The organism is Salmonella sp. JXY0409-18, assembly GCF_020268625.1.
Classification (GTDB): Bacteria; Pseudomonadota; Gammaproteobacteria; order Enterobacterales; family Enterobacteriaceae; genus Salmonella; species Salmonella enterica.
The window spans coordinates 2,930,032-2,948,916 of record NZ_CP084216.1 but is presented as its reverse complement, the minus strand read 5'-3'; the positions used below and the strand labels follow the sequence as shown (position 1 = coordinate 2,948,916).

18 protein-coding genes are annotated in these 18,885 nt (G+C 52.1%); 6 read left to right on the top strand and 12 right to left on the bottom strand.

The window, feature by feature from the left end:
• Positions 1-22 precede the first annotated feature (22 nt).
• Positions 23-997, top strand: a complete 975-nt coding sequence (gene ybiB / locus LDB27_RS14295; RefSeq protein ID WP_023230851.1) for a DNA-binding protein YbiB — start codon at positions 23-25, stop codon at positions 995-997.
• A gap of 155 nt (positions 998-1,152) precedes the next feature.
• Here the strand turns inward: ybiB and ybiJ are convergent, their stop codons facing one another.
• Together ybiJ and LDB27_RS14285 are read right to left on the bottom strand one after the other, a co-directional pair.
• Positions 1,153-1,413, bottom strand: coding sequence for a DUF1471 family protein YbiJ (gene ybiJ, locus LDB27_RS14290; protein ID WP_000849089.1), 261 nt, complete (start codon positions 1,411-1,413; stop codon positions 1,153-1,155).
• Positions 1,414-1,697: 284 nt separating this feature from the next.
• Positions 1,698-1,964: a DksA/TraR family C4-type zinc finger protein gene (locus tag LDB27_RS14285; RefSeq protein WP_000146332.1), complete on the bottom strand. Its 267-nt coding sequence runs from the start codon at positions 1,962-1,964 to the stop codon at positions 1,698-1,700.
• 204 nt (positions 1,965-2,168) lie between these two features.
• Between LDB27_RS14285 and rlmF the strand changes: the two genes are divergently transcribed.
• Positions 2,169-3,095, top strand: a complete 927-nt coding sequence (rlmF, locus tag LDB27_RS14280) for a 23S rRNA (adenine(1618)-N(6))-methyltransferase RlmF (protein ID WP_001275974.1) — start codon at positions 2,169-2,171, stop codon at positions 3,093-3,095.
• On the opposite strand, the gene ybiO is transcribed toward rlmF, so the two are convergent.
• From ybiO to rhtA, 6 genes are all read right to left on the bottom strand, one after another.
• Entirely contained in the window at positions 3,092-5,314 is a 2,223-nt protein-coding gene (gene ybiO / locus LDB27_RS14275) for a mechanosensitive channel protein (RefSeq protein ID WP_001267720.1), read from the bottom strand. The genes rlmF and ybiO overlap by 4 nt on opposite strands.
• Positions 5,315-5,432: 118 nt before the next feature.
• Positions 5,433-6,155 (bottom strand): glutamine ABC transporter ATP-binding protein GlnQ, encoded by a 723-nt coding sequence (glnQ, locus tag LDB27_RS14270; protein WP_000569093.1) that lies wholly within the window; start codon positions 6,153-6,155, stop codon positions 5,433-5,435.
• Entirely contained in the window at positions 6,152-6,811 is a 660-nt protein-coding gene (gene glnP / locus LDB27_RS14265; RefSeq protein WP_001159076.1) for a glutamine ABC transporter permease GlnP, read from the bottom strand. The genes glnQ and glnP overlap by 4 nt, the downstream gene beginning before the upstream one ends.
• Positions 6,812-6,956: 145 nt before the next feature.
• Complete coding sequence (glnH, locus tag LDB27_RS14260; protein ID WP_000838671.1) at positions 6,957-7,703, bottom strand: glutamine ABC transporter substrate-binding protein GlnH; 747 nt, start codon at positions 7,701-7,703, stop codon at positions 6,957-6,959.
• A gap of 476 nt (positions 7,704-8,179) precedes the next feature.
• On the bottom strand, positions 8,180-8,683 hold the full coding sequence (dps, locus tag LDB27_RS14255; protein ID WP_000100805.1) for a DNA starvation/stationary phase protection protein Dps: 504 nt from the start codon (positions 8,681-8,683) through the stop codon (positions 8,180-8,182).
• A 302-nt stretch (positions 8,684-8,985) separates the two neighbouring features.
• The gene (gene rhtA, locus LDB27_RS14250; RefSeq protein ID WP_001119555.1) at positions 8,986-9,873 is read right to left on the bottom strand and encodes a threonine/homoserine exporter RhtA; all 888 of its coding nucleotides are present in this window, start codon (positions 9,871-9,873) and stop codon (positions 8,986-8,988) included.
• A 353-nt stretch (positions 9,874-10,226) separates the two neighbouring features.
• Between rhtA and ompX the strand changes: the two genes are divergently transcribed.
• Positions 10,227-10,742 (top strand): outer membrane protein OmpX, encoded by a 516-nt coding sequence (gene ompX, locus LDB27_RS14245; RefSeq protein WP_000716763.1) that lies wholly within the window; start codon positions 10,227-10,229, stop codon positions 10,740-10,742.
• Positions 10,743-10,804: 62 nt separating this feature from the next.
• Here ompX and LDB27_RS14240 read toward each other — a convergent pair whose 3' ends face one another.
• Complete coding sequence (locus LDB27_RS14240) at positions 10,805-12,385, bottom strand: phosphoethanolamine transferase (protein ID WP_001089332.1); 1,581 nt, start codon at positions 12,383-12,385, stop codon at positions 10,805-10,807.
• 264 nt (positions 12,386-12,649) lie between these two features.
• Positions 12,650-12,778: a manganase accumulation protein MntS gene (gene mntS, locus LDB27_RS14235; protein ID WP_001001755.1), complete on the bottom strand. Its 129-nt coding sequence runs from the start codon at positions 12,776-12,778 to the stop codon at positions 12,650-12,652.
• A gap of 185 nt (positions 12,779-12,963) precedes the next feature.
• On the opposite strand from mntS, the gene mntR reads away from it, so the two are divergent.
• Both mntR and LDB27_RS14225 read left to right on the top strand, forming a co-directional pair.
• On the top strand, positions 12,964-13,437 hold the full coding sequence (mntR, locus tag LDB27_RS14230) for a manganese-binding transcriptional regulator MntR (RefSeq protein ID WP_000533543.1): 474 nt from the start codon (positions 12,964-12,966) through the stop codon (positions 13,435-13,437).
• The gene (locus LDB27_RS14225; protein ID WP_001046518.1) at positions 13,434-14,546 is read left to right on the top strand and encodes an anion transporter; all 1,113 of its coding nucleotides are present in this window, start codon (positions 13,434-13,436) and stop codon (positions 14,544-14,546) included. Before mntR ends, LDB27_RS14225 begins: the two co-directional genes overlap by 4 nt.
• 43 nt (positions 14,547-14,589) lie before the next feature.
• Here the strand turns inward: LDB27_RS14225 and ldtB are convergent, their stop codons facing one another.
• Positions 14,590-15,510 (bottom strand): L,D-transpeptidase, encoded by a 921-nt coding sequence (gene ldtB / locus LDB27_RS14220; RefSeq protein WP_001056401.1) that lies wholly within the window; start codon positions 15,508-15,510, stop codon positions 14,590-14,592.
• A gap of 219 nt (positions 15,511-15,729) precedes the next feature.
• Between ldtB and LDB27_RS14215 the strand changes: the two genes are divergently transcribed.
• Positions 15,730-17,325, top strand: a complete 1,596-nt coding sequence (locus tag LDB27_RS14215) for an ABC-F family ATPase (RefSeq protein ID WP_000961434.1) — start codon at positions 15,730-15,732, stop codon at positions 17,323-17,325.
• A gap of 121 nt (positions 17,326-17,446) precedes the next feature.
• Here the strand turns inward: LDB27_RS14215 and LDB27_RS14210 are convergent, their stop codons facing one another.
• The gene (locus tag LDB27_RS14210; RefSeq protein ID WP_000210951.1) at positions 17,447-18,712 is read right to left on the bottom strand and encodes a DUF1479 domain-containing protein; all 1,266 of its coding nucleotides are present in this window, start codon (positions 18,710-18,712) and stop codon (positions 17,447-17,449) included.
• Positions 18,713-18,885 lie beyond the last annotated feature (173 nt).

The following is an 18,885-nucleotide window of genomic DNA, read 5'->3' as shown; positions in this document are numbered from 1 at the left end:
AGCACACTTCAAGGAGCTTTCAATGGATTATCGCAAGATCATCAAAGAGATCGGGCGAGGTAAAAATCACGCCCGCGATCTGGATCTGGACACCGCGCGCGGTTTGTATACCCGAATGCTGAATGGCGACATCCCCGACCTGGAAATGGGCAGTATATTGATGGCGCTGCGTATTAAAGGCGAAGGCGAAGCCGAAATGCTGGGCTTTTATGAAGCCATGCAGAATCATACCATCAAACTGACACCGCCCGCAGATAGGCCGTTGCCGGTCGTTATTCCCAGCTATAACGGCGCGCGTAAACAGGCGAATTTAACGCCGCTGCTGGCTATCCTGCTGCATAAATTGGGCTTTCCAGTCGTAGTACACGGCGTCAGCGAAGATCCGACCCGTGTACTGACGGAAACAATATTTGCGCTGATGGGGATTGTCCCCACTTTACACGGTGGACAAGCGCAGGCCAAACTGGACGGGCACCAGCCGGTGTTTATCCCGGTGAGCGCGCTCTGCCCGCCGCTGGAAAAACAGCTGGCGATGCGCTGGCGGATGGGCGTGCGCAACAGCGCGCATTCACTGGCCAAGCTGGCGACGCCATTTGCTGAGGATGCCGCGCTGCGTTTATCAAGCGTTTCTCACCCTGAATATGTCCCGCGTGTGGCGACCTTTTTTAGCCGCATCGGCGGGCGGGCTTTGCTGATGCATGGTACCGAAGGCGAAGTCTATGCCAACCCGCAACGCTGTCCGCAAATCAGCCTGATTGATAGCCGTGGCGTGCAGGTACTACATGAGCGTCAGAGCGACACGCACGACGAGCCGCTTTTACTGCCTGCGACTAAAGATCCTGAAATCACCGCGCGCTGGATTGAGCGCTGCCTTGCCGGCCACGAGCCGGTGCCGCAATCATTAAAAACGCAAATGGCCTGTTGTCTGGTTGCGACGAGAGAGGCGGCGACGTTAGAAGACGGGCTTGCGCGCGTCGAACAGGCTTTTAGCGAATAAAAAAAGCCCGTCCAGTGACGGACGGGCAAATAAGGGTAACAAACAGGGTTAATGAGGGTTGGAGCAGTGGGTCTGTTGGCAAACAGACGAGGGTAATACCCGTCAGAATTCAAACAACAGCGATGTTACAGCCTGAAATCTGGCGGGCAGGTAAATTATTTATAAATCACCGCAGTGCCGCTCATTTTGTCATTACCTACGGCGGAGGTGATGTTATAAGCGCTTGCGCCAGCAGCGGCGGCTTTTTCAGCCAGTTTAGCTTCCAGGCCATCTAGCGTGGTGGCGCCATCGGCAGACACTACGCCGATTTTATGCAGGTTTTGCGTCTGAGACGCGCTAACCGGTTCTGCGGCAAAAGCGCCAAAAGAAAGGGTGGAAAGCGCGATGGCTGCAACAGCATATTTAATGGTTTTCATGATTAATCTCTCGCAGGTTATTCTGTTTATGGGACGATGTTCCGTCGATGTGATGAGTATCACGGTTTTTTGCGAAAGATAAAATCGAATAGAATTGACGGCCTTGCTCAAAATTTTTGAATGACAAATAACCTATTGATTATTAATTAATTCAACGGTGGAATTTACCGTTCTTGTCATCTGGCTTTACAGAGTCGAGGTTAACGGCACATTCTGCGACGCAGAATGCTAAAAAGCATGAGCGTAAAGGAATGGATGATACTGGCGGTTTCGGTAAAGAAAAGTCAGCGTAACTGGCTGTCTTTTGAACCTCTGCGATTATATCCTGAAAATGTTGCGTTATGTAAATCTTTCTCCTGCTGGCAGGATATGCATAACCGAACGCCCGGTACGGCTTTACGCCGCGCTTCAGGGATAGGATCGCCGCAAGATTCGCATTCATCGCGACTTTCGCCGTGGGGAAGTTCGCCGCGAGCGCGGGCAACGGCATCTTCAATGGTATTGTTGATTTGTTCATTCACTGCGTCGTCATTTGCCCAGCCGGATGCCATCACGCTCTCCTGATTTTAGGGTACCTGAGGTTAAGTGTAGCGCCGTCAGGCGAAAAAATCGCATCGCGCGATCTTTTCAGACCATGAGCAGAACCAATGTCATTCAGATATCCGATCAAACGAGCGAGGCAGGGAATTCGCGGTGGTATATTTACCCCGTGGCGTTATACGGGTATCTTACGCCGCTGCTAAAAGGAGAATGCCATGTCCGCCCAGAAATCGGGGTTACACCCGCGCAACCGCCATCAACACCGTTATGATCTCGCCGCACTGTGTCAGACCACGCCGGAATTGACGTCCTTTCTTATCCGCACGCCCGCCGGTGAACAAAGCGTTGATTTTGCTAATCCGCAAGCGGTAAAAGCGCTCAATAAGGCGTTGCTGGCGCATTTTTATGCCGTCACACACTGGGACATTCCGCCAGGGTTTTTATGTCCGCCAGTGCCTGGCCGTGCGGATTATATCCATCATCTGGCGGATCTGCTTGGCGAAACGACAGGGAGTATTCCGGCGCAGGCAACTATTCTGGACGTGGGCGTGGGCGCCAATTGTATTTATCCGCTTATCGGCGTTCATGAATATGGCTGGCGATTTACCGGTAGTGAAGTCAGCGACGCAGCGATGTCCAGCGCGCAGGCTATCATTCAGGCTAATACGGGGTTAAGCCGCGCCATTCGTCTGCGTCGGCAAAAAGATCCGGCGGCCATTTTTACCGGTATCATTCATAAAAATGAATTTTATGACGCAACGCTTTGTAACCCGCCTTTTCACGACTCCGCCGCCGCAGCTCGCGCGGGCAGCGAGCGTAAGCGCCGCAATTTGGGGCAGAATAAAGATGATGCGCTGAACTTTGGCGGTCAACAGCAGGAGCTATGGTGCGAAGGCGGCGAAGTCGCCTTTATTAAAAAAATGATTGCTGAAAGCCAATCCTTCCGCCGTCAGGTGTTGTGGTTTACGACGTTGGTGTCGCGCGGCGAGAATTTACCGCCGCTTTACCGGGCGTTGACGGAGGCTGGCGCGGTGAAAGTGGTGAAAAAAGAGATGGCCCAGGGGCAAAAGCAAAGCCGCTTTATTGCCTGGACCTTTATGGATGACGACCAGCGTCGCCGTTTTATCACCCGCAAACGCTAAATCGTCGGTTCGCGCGGCGGCAGCGAATCAGACGACGGGCCGCCGGTGGGGGCGGGCAGAACCTGATACGTTTGCACCGGCGCGCGCACATTAGCCAGATCAAAATGCTTTTTCACCTGGCTATCAAGGGCAAAACGCACCGTCCACTGCTTGAGCGGTAGGGTGGTGAACGATACGCGTAAAGTAAACGCCGTGTTTGTTAAACCGACAATACCGGCGAACGTGGGTTCGCCGATAATCAGCCCGCGAATATCCTCCGTCTCCATCAGCGCCGTTACCGCGTCTTTCAGCGCCTGATTCGCTTTATCCGCATCCTCATGGCGATCCACGTCATAGTTGGCGACAACAGAGCCGATACCGCGCACAAAGTTGGCGAAAGTGGTGATCGAGGACCACGGGATAATATGGTATGCCCCGGTATCCTGCCGCACGCCGACGGAACGAATCGACATTCTTTCGACCGTCCCCGTCAGCGGGCCTATGGTGACTAAGTCGCCGGTATTCATCCCGTTTTCAAACTGAATAAAGACGCCGGTAATAATATCTTTCACCAGGGTTTGCGAACCGAAAGAGATAGCCAGACCTAACGCCCCCGCGCCAGCCAGCAATGGCGCGATATTGACGCCGATTTCCGATAACACGATCATGATGGTTATGGTACTGATAATCACTGCCAGCGCATTGCGGAACAGCGTCAGCAGCGTGCGCGTGCGGGCGCTGGGTAGCGGGCGACCATGAATATCGGAGGCCAGGCGATTCTCAATCAGACTGGCGAGAATCGTCCATCCCACGGCGGAGAAGAATAAGATTAACGCGATACGGATGAGGATATCGACCATCTTTTCCCCCGCGCCATAATGTAGCCAGTGCCAGAAATCGAATAACCCCCAGGCGTTGAGCAACAGCATAACGGCGACGCAGACGGTCAAAAAGCGTGCGACTTTTAGCGCCGAGGAGAGCCAGCCGTTAAGCCGCTTTTGTAATTCCGGGTAATTGCGCTGCGTATGGGGCGACAGGGTGATGGTTTTCGCTATCCAGCGGGTAAACATGCCGGAGATAAACGCGGCGATGCCAATAATCGCCAGACTGCGCACGGTCGCGCCCATCATAAACTTCAGGCTATTGCCTGGGTCGAATAACGAGAAGAAAAACAGCACGATAAAGTAAGCGCTGGCCAGCCAGTGCCACACCAGCGCAAAGGCGCGGATAAACAGGCTAAAAAAGGCTAATGATCGTTCCGCCAGGCTTAATAAATGTTGCGTAATCTCCGCTTTGTTTTTAAAGATCAGGTACAGCGCCCAGATGGTGATGCAGAGCATGATCGCCACATTAGCCATCGCGCCAACCTGAACATTCACCTGATTGGAAATAATCGGAACGGCAACAATCAGCCCGTAGCCAATCAAACTGCTAAGCGAACTCATACGGCGATTCCAGTAACGCGCTGTCGCATCCTGAATCGCGAATGGGCGTAATTCCGGTACATTAGGGCAAAAAATAAGCCGCAGAATCGCTTTAAAGAACTCTATTAGCGCGAAGGCATTCAGGAACAGGCTTTGCTGAAAAGCGATAGTTCGACTTCCCGCATGGAAATTATCACTGAGCATCTGACCGATAAATAAGGTGAGCGCCAGTAGCAGGAGGTCGATAATAAACGCGCCGACGATCATCGCCGGGAGCTGTAACCAGTTGCTGCGTTCACGGTTTTTCTTGCGTGCCCACAGGCCCATTTTTCGATATAACGGCAGGGCGCAAAGCCGTATCACGCTATAAAAACCAAATACCGCGACGGCCAGAAATAAAAAGTGGGTTAACGCGTTGGTGAAGGTTTGCGAGTTAAACGGCTTGTGCGGCGCATCGGTGATGTTGCGATAAAGCTGGGCGAAACGGGTAGCGAAAGCATCGCCGTACTGACGGGTAACGGTGGTGACGTTCTCCAGTACCGTTTTCTCATCTTTGGCCGCAGGCGGCGCAAGCGCTGGCGCCGGCTCGGTCGGCGGCGTGGTTGAGGCTTCGCGGAGTTGCGCTATTAATTCGTTACGTGAAGCCTCGTTCTCCAGTACGTCAGCCAGGACCGCATAGGCCGCTTTTTTTTGTTCAGGACTGGGCTCTGGCGCTGCTTGCTGGCTGGTTGATGTCCCCGTGGTCACGCCGGGTATGGCGACCGCATGGGCAGGCGCGCCCAGTAGACAAAAAAGGATGAACAGGGTCCACCGCATGACTCCTCCAGTGAGAAAAGAGACGCAAAACACTAAGTATAGATGGCGCAGGGGAGGGAAAATGAAATGGGACTATTCCATGATGCCCTCCCTGCCGCAGGGCAGGAAGGGCGATATCTCAGGAGACGTGCTGTAAAAATTCCTGTAAACGTGGGCTTGGCGGGTTTTCGATCAACGCCTGCGGGCTGCCATCTTCGGCAATACGGCCTTTATCGATGAAAATCAGCCGTGAGGCGACTTTTTCGGCAAAGCCGATTTCGTGAGTGACAATGACCATGGTCATGCCTTCTTCCGCCAGATCCTGCATGACTTTCAGCACTTCATGGCGCAGTTCAGGGTCCAGAGCGGAGGTTGGCTCGTCAAAGAGCATCATTTTCGGCTTCACGGCCAGCGCTCGGGCAATGGCGACGCGCTGTTGTTGACCGCCGGAAAGCTCGGAGGGGTAGTGGTGCGCCCGTTCCGCCAGTCCAACTTTCGCTAACAGAGCTTTCGCCTGTTTTTCCGCTTCTTCTTTCTTTACGCCGCGCACGCGCAGAGGACCGAACATCACGTTTTCGAGCGCGGTCAGATGCGGGAACAGATAAAACTGTTGAAACACCATGCCGGCTTCCTGGCGAATCAGCCGTTCGTCTACTTTAGGATCGTTGACTTTCAGACCATCGACAATCAGATCGCCGGAGGTGATCTCTTCCAGTTTATTGATACAGCGTAATAACGTGGATTTACCCGAACCGGAAGGGCCGATAATCACAACCACTTCGCCCTGACGGATGTTTAAATCAATGTTATGCAGCACCTGGGTGGGGCCAAAGTGCTTGGAGACGTTTTTAAATTCAATCACAGGATTTTCATCCTTCTTTCAAGACGACGCAAAATAAAGCTCAGCACCAGCGTAATGATCAAATAGAAGACGGCCACGGCGCTCCAGATTTCCAGGGCGCGAAAGTTACCGGCAATAATTTCCTGGCCCTGACGGGTCAGCTCGGCTACGCCGATAACAATAAACAACGAGGTGTCTTTGATGCTAATGATCCACTGGTTGCCCAGCGGCGGCAGCATACGGCGCAGAGCAAGCGGTAAAATAACATGGCGGATGGTTTCCCGGCGAGAAAGGCCCAGCGCCAGACCCGCTTCGCGAAAACCTTTGTGAATGGATAGTACTGCGCCGCGAGTAATTTCCGCGATATAAGCGCCGGAGTTAATCATAATTGTCACGACCGCTGCGCTGAACGGATCAATACGCAAATCATTAAATGCCATCGGCAGGGCAAAGTAGATAAACATGACCTGGACAACGATGGGCGTGCCGCGAATAATTTCAATGAAAACCAGGGCGATGTGGTTGGCGAACCAGCCGCCAAACGTACGGGCAAAACCTGCCGCCAGTCCAATAACCAGGCCGCCAGCCAGACCGAGGACCGAGATCCACAGGGTCATTTTAGCGCCCTCAAGCAAAAGCGGAATGGCGGGCCAGATGGCGCTCCAGTCAAACTGCATATGTCGTTCCTGTTACCGTGGTGTAAATAGTCAAATGCTCTATCCGGCGCGGAAATGGCGTGAAAGTGTCTTATCCGTCACGGAAAAGAGCTGTAGGCCCGGTGAGCGTCCTCACTACCGGGCCACAAGCCAACATCAGGTCGTTTTATTTAGGTTCTGTACCGAACCATTTTTTGTAGATTTCGTTATAGGTGCCATTCTCACGCAGCGTTTTCAGCGCGCCGTTGACTTTCTCGCGCAGTTCATCGCTGCCTTTCGGGAAGGCAACTCCGTATTGCTGTGCTTCCAGCGATTCGCCTACCGCCTTGAACTGGCCGTTGCCTGCGGTTTTGATAAAGTACAGGATGTTCGGCGTATCGTGCAGAACGGCGTCTGCGCGGTTGGTGCCTAATTCCATGTACGCGTTATCAATGTTCGGGAACTGACGCAGGTCTTTGGTTTTGATATTCGCTTTCGCGTAATCCACCGACCCGGTTCCGCTCTTCACGGCAACGACTTTGCCATCGAGGTCTTTAACGCTTTTAATGTCGTTATTGTTGGCTTTCACCATCACGAGCAGACCGCTTTTGTAATAGCCATCGGAAAAATCGATCGCTTTTTTACGCTCGTCTGTAATCGTAATACCCGCCAGCGCCAGATCGATATTTTTGGTTTGTAATGCCGGAATAATGCCGCTGAAATCCATCGGTTTCAGGGTGTAGTCCAGCTTCAGTTCTTTCGCGATAGCGTCCCACAGATCAACATCAAAACCGACGTATTTGTCGCCCTGTTTAAATTCAAACGGAACGAACGCCGTATCGGTTGCCACAACGAGTTTCTTATCCGCGGCGTGCGAAGACACCGCAAAAGCCAGGGTAAGTGCAGCCAGTGAAACTTTTAATAGAGACTTCATAGCATTTCCTTTTCTATCCACGGGGCGATCCCCTGCGAGAACATGTAGCGTAATGAAAAAATCATGCCAATTATGTAACTCATTGTTTTAACAGAAGCATGAATCATTCCTGTGCACAATAAGTCGGGCAAAACCAGTATGCCGCACCGTTTCGGGGCACTGATTTAGTGCATGAATAACAAAGTAGAGATACAGGGTCTATTTAGCGTAAAAATTGTTGTTAAAACAATCTTTAATTAACGATTGTGTGATGTAATTATTACAAATAATTCACTTTTATTGAGGGGGAGTACAAGACGTGTGCACTATTTAAGTGCAAAACCCCTGTGACAGGCAGGGGTATAGGGATGACTTATATACCTGTGTACATCAAGTTGCAGGTGCGTTCGCTTCAGTGACCGACGGAAGTCAGGCTCCTGCGGATTCGCTGCGTTTGTACCTTCCTGCAACTCGAAGTATTCAGGGTAGAGATAGATTTATTCGATGTTGGATTCGATAAACCACAGGAATTTATCGAGGTCGCGTGATGCGGCGGTAAAGATATCGGCAGTGTCTTCATCTTTGGCTTCACCGATAGCTTTGCGAACATCATTAGCGACAACAGCGTAGCGATCGGCCAGTTCTTTTAAGTGATCCTGCACGTTATGGATATCGAGCGGATAGCTTTTCAGCGGTGTTTTGCTGTTGATAACTTGCGTGGTGCCTAACGCCACACCGCCAAGCTGTACGGCGCGCTCGGCCATAGTATCCAGATGGTCGGTCAGTGCGGTACGGAAGCCATCCAGCATCTCATGAACGGCAATAAAGTTAGCACCGCGCATGTTCCAGTGGGCCTGTTTCGTGATCAGCGACAGGTCAATGAACTGGATCACCTGACGATTAAGCAACTCAACCGTCGCTTTTTTATCGCTCTCTGATACATCGTTACGGGTATAAAGCAGATTAGACGCTTTTGTTTTTACCAGTTTAGCGGTACTCATAATCTCATATCCTCTTGATGTTTGTGTCCCAGGTAATTAACGAAAATTAGTATAGCACCGGTTTTTAACTTTGCTTTTTTGAATTTACCTATCACTTTAATAGTACAGACAAGATTTAATATTTATTTTGATTGTAAATCAATTGGTTAGGTGAGCTTGTTGTTTGTTGGGTAATAATTCTCATTTTAATGTAAAAAATGAGAAAAAATATGACAAAAAATGACGAAGTAATAGCGCGATAATAAAAGGTGAATAACGAGGTGATATTCTGCATGATTATGCACATCATGCAGAATAAGAAACTATTTTACGTCAACTTGTTTAATTTGCGGTTCGCGGCGAATCGTTAGGGTAGATCCCATTGAGGCGGCAATGATGGCGCACAGGGCCATGATTTGTATACCCGTAAGCGTTTCGCCCAGAAAAATCATCCCGGAAACGGCGGCCAGCGCGGGTTCCATGCTCATCAGCGTACCGAAGGTGCGGGTTGGTAGACGCGTCAGCGCAATCATTTCCAGTGAATAAGGCAGCGCCGTAGAAAGCACAGCGACCGCTAACCCTAAGGGAAGAATCGACCAGTGCCATAGCGCGTCGCCAGCCTGAACTGCGCCAATCGGCACGAAAATGATGGCGGCAATCAGCGAGCCTACCGCCACCGTGGCCGGACCATGTTCCGCGCCTGCTCGCTGGCCGGTAAGAATATAGACAGCCCAACAGGCGCCAGCGCCGAGCGCTAACGCGGCCCCGGTAAGATCGACGTGAGACATATCTTGTCCTAATGGCAGCAGGAACCAGAGTCCAAGTACAGCCAGTACGACCCAAATAAAATCTACCGGCCGCCGGGATGAAAACAGCGCGACCGCCAGAGGGCCGGTAAATTCCAGCGCGACCGCAATACCCAACGGCACCGTCTGAATCGACAGATAGAATAGATAGTTCATCCCGCCCAGCGACAGACCATAAAACAGTAAAGGCAGCCGCTGCTCTTTGGCAAAACGCAAACGCCAGGGTTTGAAAAAGGCGATAAGGATAAGCGTTCCCAACGCCAGACGAAGCGCCGTTACGCCCGGCGCGCCGACAAGAGGAAATAATGATTTCGCCAGTGAAGCGCCACTCTGAATAGAGGACATGGCAATGAGCAAAACCAAAATGGGCAACCATACTGGTAGTTTACGTGTTGACCCCGGCATCCTTTCTCCTGTCAAAAAATGTCAGTACGAGTAAAGGTGGCAGTGTAATGGAAATTCCCCGCGGCGGTTGAGGATTCGTTGAAAAAAAATTTCCAGGATTCCATAAAATGAACTTAAATTGATGGATAAATAGACTGTTAGTTTAGGAATAATCTGGATGAATGTATCGCGCCGCACGCGCATTATTGGTGCAATCAGCCGGAAAAGTGATGTTAATTGAATAAGATAGCGCGATATGGAAACGTTCTGTTACATGAAAGGCGCCCTTAGACACCGTGAATCGCAAAGAGTTTCCCATTAATTTTTGATATATTTAAAACTTAGGACTTACTTGAAGCACATTTGAGGTGGTTATGAAAAAAATTGCATGTCTTTCAGCACTGGCCGCTGTTCTGGCTTTTTCCGCAGGTACTGCAGTAGCTGCTACTTCTACCGTTACCGGTGGTTACGCTCAGAGCGACGCGCAGGGCGTAGCGAATAAAATGAGCGGTTTCAACCTGAAGTATCGTTACGAGCAGGACGACAACCCGCTGGGCGTAATCGGTTCCTTCACCTACACCGAAAAAGATCGTACTAACGGTGCGGGCGATTACAACAAAGGTCAGTACTACGGCATCACTGCCGGCCCGGCTTACCGTCTGAACGATTGGGCGAGCATCTACGGCGTAGTCGGTGTGGGTTACGGTAAATTCCAGACGACCGATTACCCAACCTACAAACATGACACCAGCGATTATGGCTTCTCCTATGGCGCTGGTCTGCAATTCAACCCGATGGAAAATGTTGCTCTGGACTTCTCTTACGAGCAGAGCCGTATTCGTAGCGTTGACGTTGGTACCTGGATTGCTGGCGTGGGTTACCGCTTCTAATCACGTCGGTGAAAATGAAAAATCCGCCTTTCGGGGCGGATTTTTTTTGCCTGAAACATGCATTATTTTAGTGAAAAAATATCGCTGCCCAGATGGTTATAGTCCACTTTTTGTAATTTGAAATTGGTGATATAAACGGGCCCGGCTTTCTGTTCCGAAATAAATCGATAGCGATTTTTGATCTCTTTAGCGCTAATTCCTGTCCATTGCGAGAAAAAACTCAGGAAATCGTTCGCAGAACGGCGAGCTTTAATGATCCGATGCGCTTTACTGTCGCTGGATAGCACCATAAACGGCACCTGGAAGTTTTGCTGGAATTTGTCGTCATGCGCCAGGTACTGTACCGCTTTGCCGCGCTCTTTAAACGCCAGCCCGTGATCGGAGAAATAGACGAGCGAAAAACTGTCGCCGCTATGACGAAGCTGAGTATAGAGCTGACGGAGCAAATCGTCGGTTTGCGTCATGGTGTATAAATAACAAGACGTCTCTTTCGACTGGACAAACGTCGCGTATTTTCCCTGAGTACGGTCGCAGGCCTGGGGATGCGATCCCATTAAATGCAACACAATCAACTGCGGTTGCGTGCGTTCTGTCGCCAATACCTGCGCCGTCATGGTTAACAGCGCGTCGTCGCGAGTATTTTTATCCGCTTCAAAATCGCCGTTTTTCAGGAAATGCGCTTCATCGGCGCGTTTGGCGATACTGGCGATGGCCGTGTCGTATTCGCCGATTTGCCCCTGATTGGAAAACCACCATGTCTGAAAACCGGCGCGGTTAGCCAGCGTGACGAAGTTATCCTGATACTGCGGTTTGTTATCCACCACGCGATTGAGCGTTAAACCAAGCGATTTTTGCGTTGAGCCGCTGGCGGCGATGTAATCCATAAAGAAGTCGCCATTCACATGGCTGGCGAAGGGGGTATTATCCCAGTGGCCGCCGAAAGCGCCCATGGCATCCCGTCGCGCGCTTTCACCAATCACCACGACATAGATGTGATATCTGGGTTTCACCGCAGTAACCGTCCAGCTATCTTTTATGCCGGATAGCTGCGCCATACGGTGCTGCTCTTCAATGACTTCGTTGTTATTGACGATAACGTCTTTGGCGAAGCGAAAAACCGGATAGCCGGTATCAATAACCTTAAAAACGCCGCCCCACGCCAGATTTTGTACCGGCGCGACGAAAAATGCCGCGACGCTAATCAGCAGGCACAGGCTGTCGAGGCTATTCCAGCGCGGCCTGACCTCTTCTTTTCGGCGGCGAAGCGCAATAATACCCAGCGCAAAAATAAAAAGTCCGGTCAGGTAGCTATACCACGGGAAGATGGTCAGGATTTCGCTCGACTCTTCCATATTGGTGGAGTGCAGCGCCAGCAGCGTATTAAAGTTCGGCGCGCCGTAAGCCTGGCCAAAGGGAAAATAGCAAGCGGCTACCAGCGAACAGATGCCGAGCAGCGCTTTTTGTCCGCGAGGCAGGTAGCGCCAGAGCAGCAGCAACAGGCAGGTAAACGCCGCGGTATAAAGCAGGCTAAAGGGATAGCCGAGCGCGAGGTTAATCAGCAGCGACTGTAAAAAGTAGAGGCCCGTCCACGGGCTTACAGCCCGACGACGGGCGAGAAGTGAATCGATAAGGGTTGAATTCATATGCCACTATTGCAAAAACGCCATGTGCTAACCCTGGCGCGAAGGGTCATTACCTGCCTGATTATGCGTAAAAAAGGTATTGGGTTCGCAACGGCGAGTCGCAAAATATTCAGGGCTGCCAGAAGATAGAGCGTGCGGGTAAGAAGGTCAACCGCCGGAAAGAAAATGTTTTGCGAAGAGAATAGCAAAACCACAAAAAAACAGGGGAAATGGGCGCCATTTCCGTTGAGGATGCAAAATAAAGCGGCGTACCGCACCGCCGCGTTATTTCGTGGAAGGGTTATCCTGTTCCGGTTTGCCGTTGATCATATCGCACAACATAGAGAGCAGCATTAACCGGACTTTAAAGGGAGAGTGACTGAACACGCGTATACACCTCTTAAATTCGTTCATATAAACCTCCTGATGTTTCTATCCCATCGATCCGTGAGGGATGTCTGCATTACATACAGATATAGCACAGGCTATGTTTTATAGCTATTGCTAAAACGTTAATTTTTTGTGCCCGGACAACTCTGGTTTACAATGAGCGCTCTGTCAGCTGGCGCGTTAACGCGTCACAGAAACGAGGAAGCAAAATGGGTCGTCGCGCAGGTACGCCAACAACAAAAAAAGTGACGCAATTGGTGAACGTAGAAGAACACGTTGAAGGATTTCGTCAGGTCAGAGAGGCGCATCGCCGTGAGTTGATAGACGATTACGTTGAGCTGATTTCCGATTTAATTATTGAGGTAGGGGAAGCGCGTCAGGTGGATATGGCGGCGCGGCTCGGCGTCTCCCAGCCGACTGTGGCCAAAATGCTTAAGCGCCTGGCATCGTTAGGATTTATTCAAATGATCCCCTGGCGCGGCGTTTTTCTGACGCCGGAAGGGGAGAAGCTGGCGCAGGAAAGCCGCGAGCGGCATCAAATTGTCGAAAATTTTTTACTGGTATTAGGCGTAAGTCCGGAGATCGCGCGTCGTGATGCGGAAGGGATGGAACACCATGTCAGCCAGGAGACATTGGATGCCTTTTTGGCCTTCACGCAGCAGCATGGAACATCTGTAGAATGAATCTGGCCTTTTTACGAGCGCTGCGGCGTGACCGTTTTTTTCAGTTGTTGATCATTGTGGGGATGGCGTTAAGCCTGTTTGTTCCTTTTGCGCCTCGCGCCTGGCCTGGCGCGATTGACTGGCACACCATTATTACCCTCAGCGGGTTAATGTTGCTTACTAAAGGCGTTGAGCTGAGCGGCTATTTTGATGTGCTGGGACGCAAGATGACGCGCCGATTTCATACCGAGCGGCAACTGGCGATGTTCCTGGTGCTGGCTGCGGCGGCGCTGTCGACCTTTCTGACAAACGATGTCGCGCTGTTTATCGTTGTGCCGCTGACGATAACGTTAAAAAAACTGTGCGCGATTCCGGTCAACCGATTGATTATTTTTGAAGCGTTGGCGGTGAACGCCGGTTCGCTGCTGACGCCTGTCGGTAATCCGCAAAATATTCTGTTATGGGGACGCTCCGGCTTAAGCTTTGCTGAATTTAGCGGGCAAATGGCGCCGCTTGCCGTCATGATGATGCTGACGTTACTGCTCCTGTGCTGGTTTTGTTTTCCGGGTAGGGCGTTACAGTATCATACCGGTACGCGTTCGCCGCAGTGGCAGCCCCGTCTGGTGTGGAGTTGCCTGGGATTATATGTCGTTTTTCTTACCGCGCTGGAGCTCAGGCAAGAGTTATGGGGACTGGTGTTGGTGGCGGCTGGGTTTATTGTGCTGGCGCGCAGGGTGATAGTCAGCGTGGACTGGACGCTGCTGCTGGTATTTATGGCGATGTTTATTGATGTCCATCTGCTAACGCAATTGCCGGCGTTGCAGGGCGTTTTCAACCAGGTTGGCGCACTGTCTCACTTGGGACTTTGGCTAACCGCTATCGGCCTGTCGCAGGTTATCAGTAATGTGCCCAGTACCATTCTCCTGCTGAACTATGTACCGGCCTCGACGCTGCTGGCGTGGGCGGTGAATATCGGCGGGTTTGGACTGCTGCCGGGGTCGCTGGCAAATCTTATTGCTTTACGGATGGCGAACGATCGCCGAATCTGGTGGCGATTTCATTTCTATTCGCTGCCGATGCTGGCATGGGCGGCGCTGGTGGGATATGGATTATTGCAACTGATGCCGTAAGAGAAGCCCGATAGTGTCTATCGGGCTTCGCAGGCAGAGTCTGTCAGTTCAGACGAACCGGCATCCCGGAACGATCCTGAACCGCCTGTTGTACGACGGCCTGATCAACGTCAGGCTCGTTGGTGACGGCCAGGATACTCTTATTAAGCGTGATCGGCACCGCTTCCTTACCTTCAAACTGCGCTTCCGTCGTTGACAGCGGGTTATGCACCTCAATGTAACGGCTACCGTCCGGCTCGGTGGTGGCTTTTACCGGTTCATCGATAAACTGCACGCGGGTGCCGACCGGCACATTTTCAAACAGGAATTTGATATCGTCGTTGCGCAGACGCACGCAGCCGTGGCTCACGCGAAGCCCGATGCCGAAGTTGGCGTTGGTGCCGTGAATAGCATACAGGCGACCAATGTACAGCGCGTACAGGCCCATCGGGTTATCCGGGCCCGCAGGCACGACGGCAGGCAGCGGCTCGCCGGCGGCGCGATATTCAGCGTGCATTTTTGCCGTAGGCGTCCAGGTCGGACCGGCTTTTTTACGTTCAACTTTGGTCGTCCAGTTGATAGGCGTGTCTTTACCTAACTGACCGATCCCAATCGGCAGGACTATAACGGTGTTTGTGCCTTTCGGGTAGTAATAGAGGCGCATTTCCGCGCTATTGATGATAATGCCTTCGTGTACGGTATCCGGCAGGATCAGCTGCTGCGGAATATTCAGCACGGTACCGCCCTTCGGCAGGAAGGTATCCACGCCCGGGTTGGCTTCCAGCATGTTGGACAGCCCCATCTGATACTCCGCGGCAAAATACTCCAGCGGCTGGGTATTGCCCTCCGGCACGGTGATGACCTGATTTTGCCCAATTAAACGGCTACCATCGGTAGGCAGCGGGTAAGTGACTGCTGAGGCTGTTTTACAAAAACCAACTACAGCGAAAGCCGCCGCGAAAAGCGTTGTTAATTTCATATTCATGTTATGCGAGATTCTGTGCCAAGCAGGCTAGTAGGTTGAGAATTCTGTCATGTTGGGAGCGCATTATAGGTGCATTCCAGTAAACAGGGAATTCAGATGTGTACGAAATCACGTTTTTTTCCCCTTACGGTTCAGTGTAGCCCTTTGTACAGGGCGCGATCTTATTTCAGACTTGTGGCATAATAAGCGGTTTGTCACATCTTTTTTCAGGATAAGCCTGTGTTAGTTTCCAGCAACGTTACCATGCAGTTCGGCAGTAAGCCGCTGTTCGAAAACATTTCCGTCAAATTTGGCGGCGGCAACCGTTACGGCCTGATCGGCGCCAACGGTAGCGGAAAGTCCACTTTTATGAAAATCCTCGGCGGCGACCTGGAGCCGACGCTGGGCAATGTTTCCCTCGATCCGAATGAGCGCATCGGTAAGCTGCGTCAGGACCAGTTCGCTTTTGAAGCATTCACCGTACTTGATACTGTCATTATGGGGCATGGCGAATTGTGGGAAGTCAAGCAGGAGCGCGACCGTATCTACGCTTTGCCGGAAATGAGCGAAGAAGACGGCTATAAAGTCGCCGATCTGGAAGTAAAATACGGCGAGATGGACGGTTATTCCGCTGAGGCGCGTGCAGGCGAACTGCTGTTGGGGGTGGGCATCCCGCTGGAGCAGCATTACGGTCTGATGAGTGAAGTCGCGCCAGGCTGGAAATTGCGTGTGCTGCTGGCGCAGGCGTTATTCTCTAACCCGGACATCCTGTTGCTCGACGAACCGACCAACAACCTGGATATTGATACTATCCGTTGGCTGGAGCAGGTGCTGAACGAGCGCGATAGCACGATGATTATCATTTCGCACGACCGTCACTTCCTGAACATGGTTTGTACGCATATGGCGGATCTGGATTACGGCGACTTGCGCGTCTATCCGGGTAACTATGATGAGTATATGACGGCGGCGACTCAGGCGCGTGAACGTCTGTTGGCCGATAATGCGAAGAAAAAAGCGCAAATTGCCGAGCTGCAATCTTTTGTTAGCCGTTTTAGCGCCAATGCCTCTAAATCGCGTCAGGCAACGTCGCGCGCGCGGCAGATTGATAAAATCAAGCTGGAAGAGGTGAAAGCCTCCAGCCGTCAGAACCCGTTCATCCGTTTTGAGCAGGATAAAAAACTGTTCCGTAACGCTCTGGAAGTGGAAGCGCTGACGAAAGGTTTTGATAACGGTCCGCTGTTTAAAAATGTCAATTTGCTGCTCGAAGTCGGCGAGAAGCTGGCGGTACTCGGCACCAATGGCGTGGGTAAATCTACGCTGCTGAAGACGCTGGTTGGCGATCTGGACGCCGATCATGGCACCGTTAAATGGTCGGAAAACGCGCGTATTGGTTACTACGCGCAGGACCACGAATATGAATTCGAAAATGACCTGACGGTGTTTGAATGGATGAGTCAGTGGAAGCAGGAAGGCGACGACGAGCAGGCAGTGCGCAGTATTCTGGGCCGCCTGCTATTTAGCCAGGATGATATCAAAAAGCCTGCGAAAGTCCTTTCCGGTGGCGAGAAGGGCCGTATGCTTTTCGGCAAACTGATGATGCAAAAGCCGAATATCCTGATTATGGACGAACCGACTAACCACCTGGATATGGAGTCGATCGAATCGCTGAATATGGCGCTGGAGCTGTATCAGGGCACGCTGATCTTTGTTTCGCACGACCGTGAGTTCGTCAGCTCGCTGGCAACCCGCGTCATTGAAATTACGCCAGAGCGCGTGGTGGACTTCAGCGGCAACTACGACGATTATTTGCGTAGTAAAGGGATTGAAAGCTAAACACTGACGCCCGGTGGCGCGGTGCTTACCGGGCCAACGTATCCTGGCGCGTCGGTTCGGTAAGACGGGTGCGCCCAGGTAAAGGGCACACCGCAGGTGAGCGGGCAGGGCGGTACGACCGTCAAACGTCCATACCTAATGCCCGTTTACCGTGAATATTCAGATCGCGCAGCGTGAAGCGCCCTTCCCAGGTGGTTTCATAGTCCTCGCGCGGGAAATCGCCCGGTGATGCGCCTGTCTCCAGCGCCGCTTTCACCTTACGCGCATAGGCCAGATTTTTCTCACACATTGGCGCGGCAGGAATGTACATCACATTGCCCCAGCCCTGCTGATTTTCTACGGGGGCGACGGAGTGGATGACATCGCAATGCCACCACACGGAATCCCCGGCTTCCAGTGGCGGAATGCTGGTTAACGCCGCCATCAGTAAAGGATGCCACTGTTCAGAAATCGGCAGCACCCGGCCCGGCGCGACGCCGCATAATTCATCTTCCGGGACATCATCCAGCAGCGGGCGCAGCAGAATATACGCCATCGCCTCCGGGATAGGGACGACATGAAGCAACCCCTGACCGGGCAGCATATCGGAGAGCGCAGTCCAGCCCTGGAAGGTGCGAAATACCGAACATTTGGTGGTGTTATCCACCGTATACTCTTCAACGTCGGTACGGTGCGCCGCATTCCACGGATCGTACTGCTCGACGTTGCCGTTAAACACGCTGGCGAATACCTGCTGATAGGCTGGTAGCAGCCAGCGTTCCAGCGCGCCGGAGTCGGTATGCGCTCCCAGTCCTTTGGATGTGGTGCCTGGCGGGCGGCGACGGATGCGATCCGGATAAATGATGCTGATATCCGGATTAAACCATCGCTTGCCGTCGTGCTCTACCTGCCACAGACGGTTGAGGAACGACTGCGCCAGCGCCATCTCTTCACTTTGGCGGGCCTGCATTTGCGCCTGCGACCAGTAGACAGGATAGATTTCAGGCCGGGAGGCGCTCAGCGTACCGAAAAAATTATCCCCCGGTCCTTTATACACCTCGTCAAAATGGTTCTTGTCCAGATAGTCGAGCATCGACTGGTCCCACGCCAGCGCCTGTTCGCGTGGAAAATGACCTTTAATCACCGCGCACCCACGGCGCTTAACCTCGGCGCGGGTGGCATCGCTAATGTTGCCCATCGCCAGTTCGCTAAAAGGGATAATTGGCCATACCGGCTGTCCCTGCGCTTTCAGATCGTTAATTTCCGCCACCCGGGCTGCTATGGTGGCACTCAAACGGTCGAACACCGCCTGTACGTCGCCGATTTGCGCGCGTAGCGCCTGCTTCATCTGACGAATGGCCGCTTTTGGGTCGGCGGGCAGCGTTTCGTGGGTAAAAGGAGTCGTCATATCAACCTCATCATCTTTCGTTCGAAAGTAAAATTAGTTACATGTGATACTTTAAGTTAAAATAAGGTTAATGCAAGTTTAAAATATTGCAGGGGAACACAAAGAGGGAAGCGAGAGGAAAACGTAAGGTGGCCAGGACGCCTTAATGTCTTATGCGGCTATTCCTTTCGTTC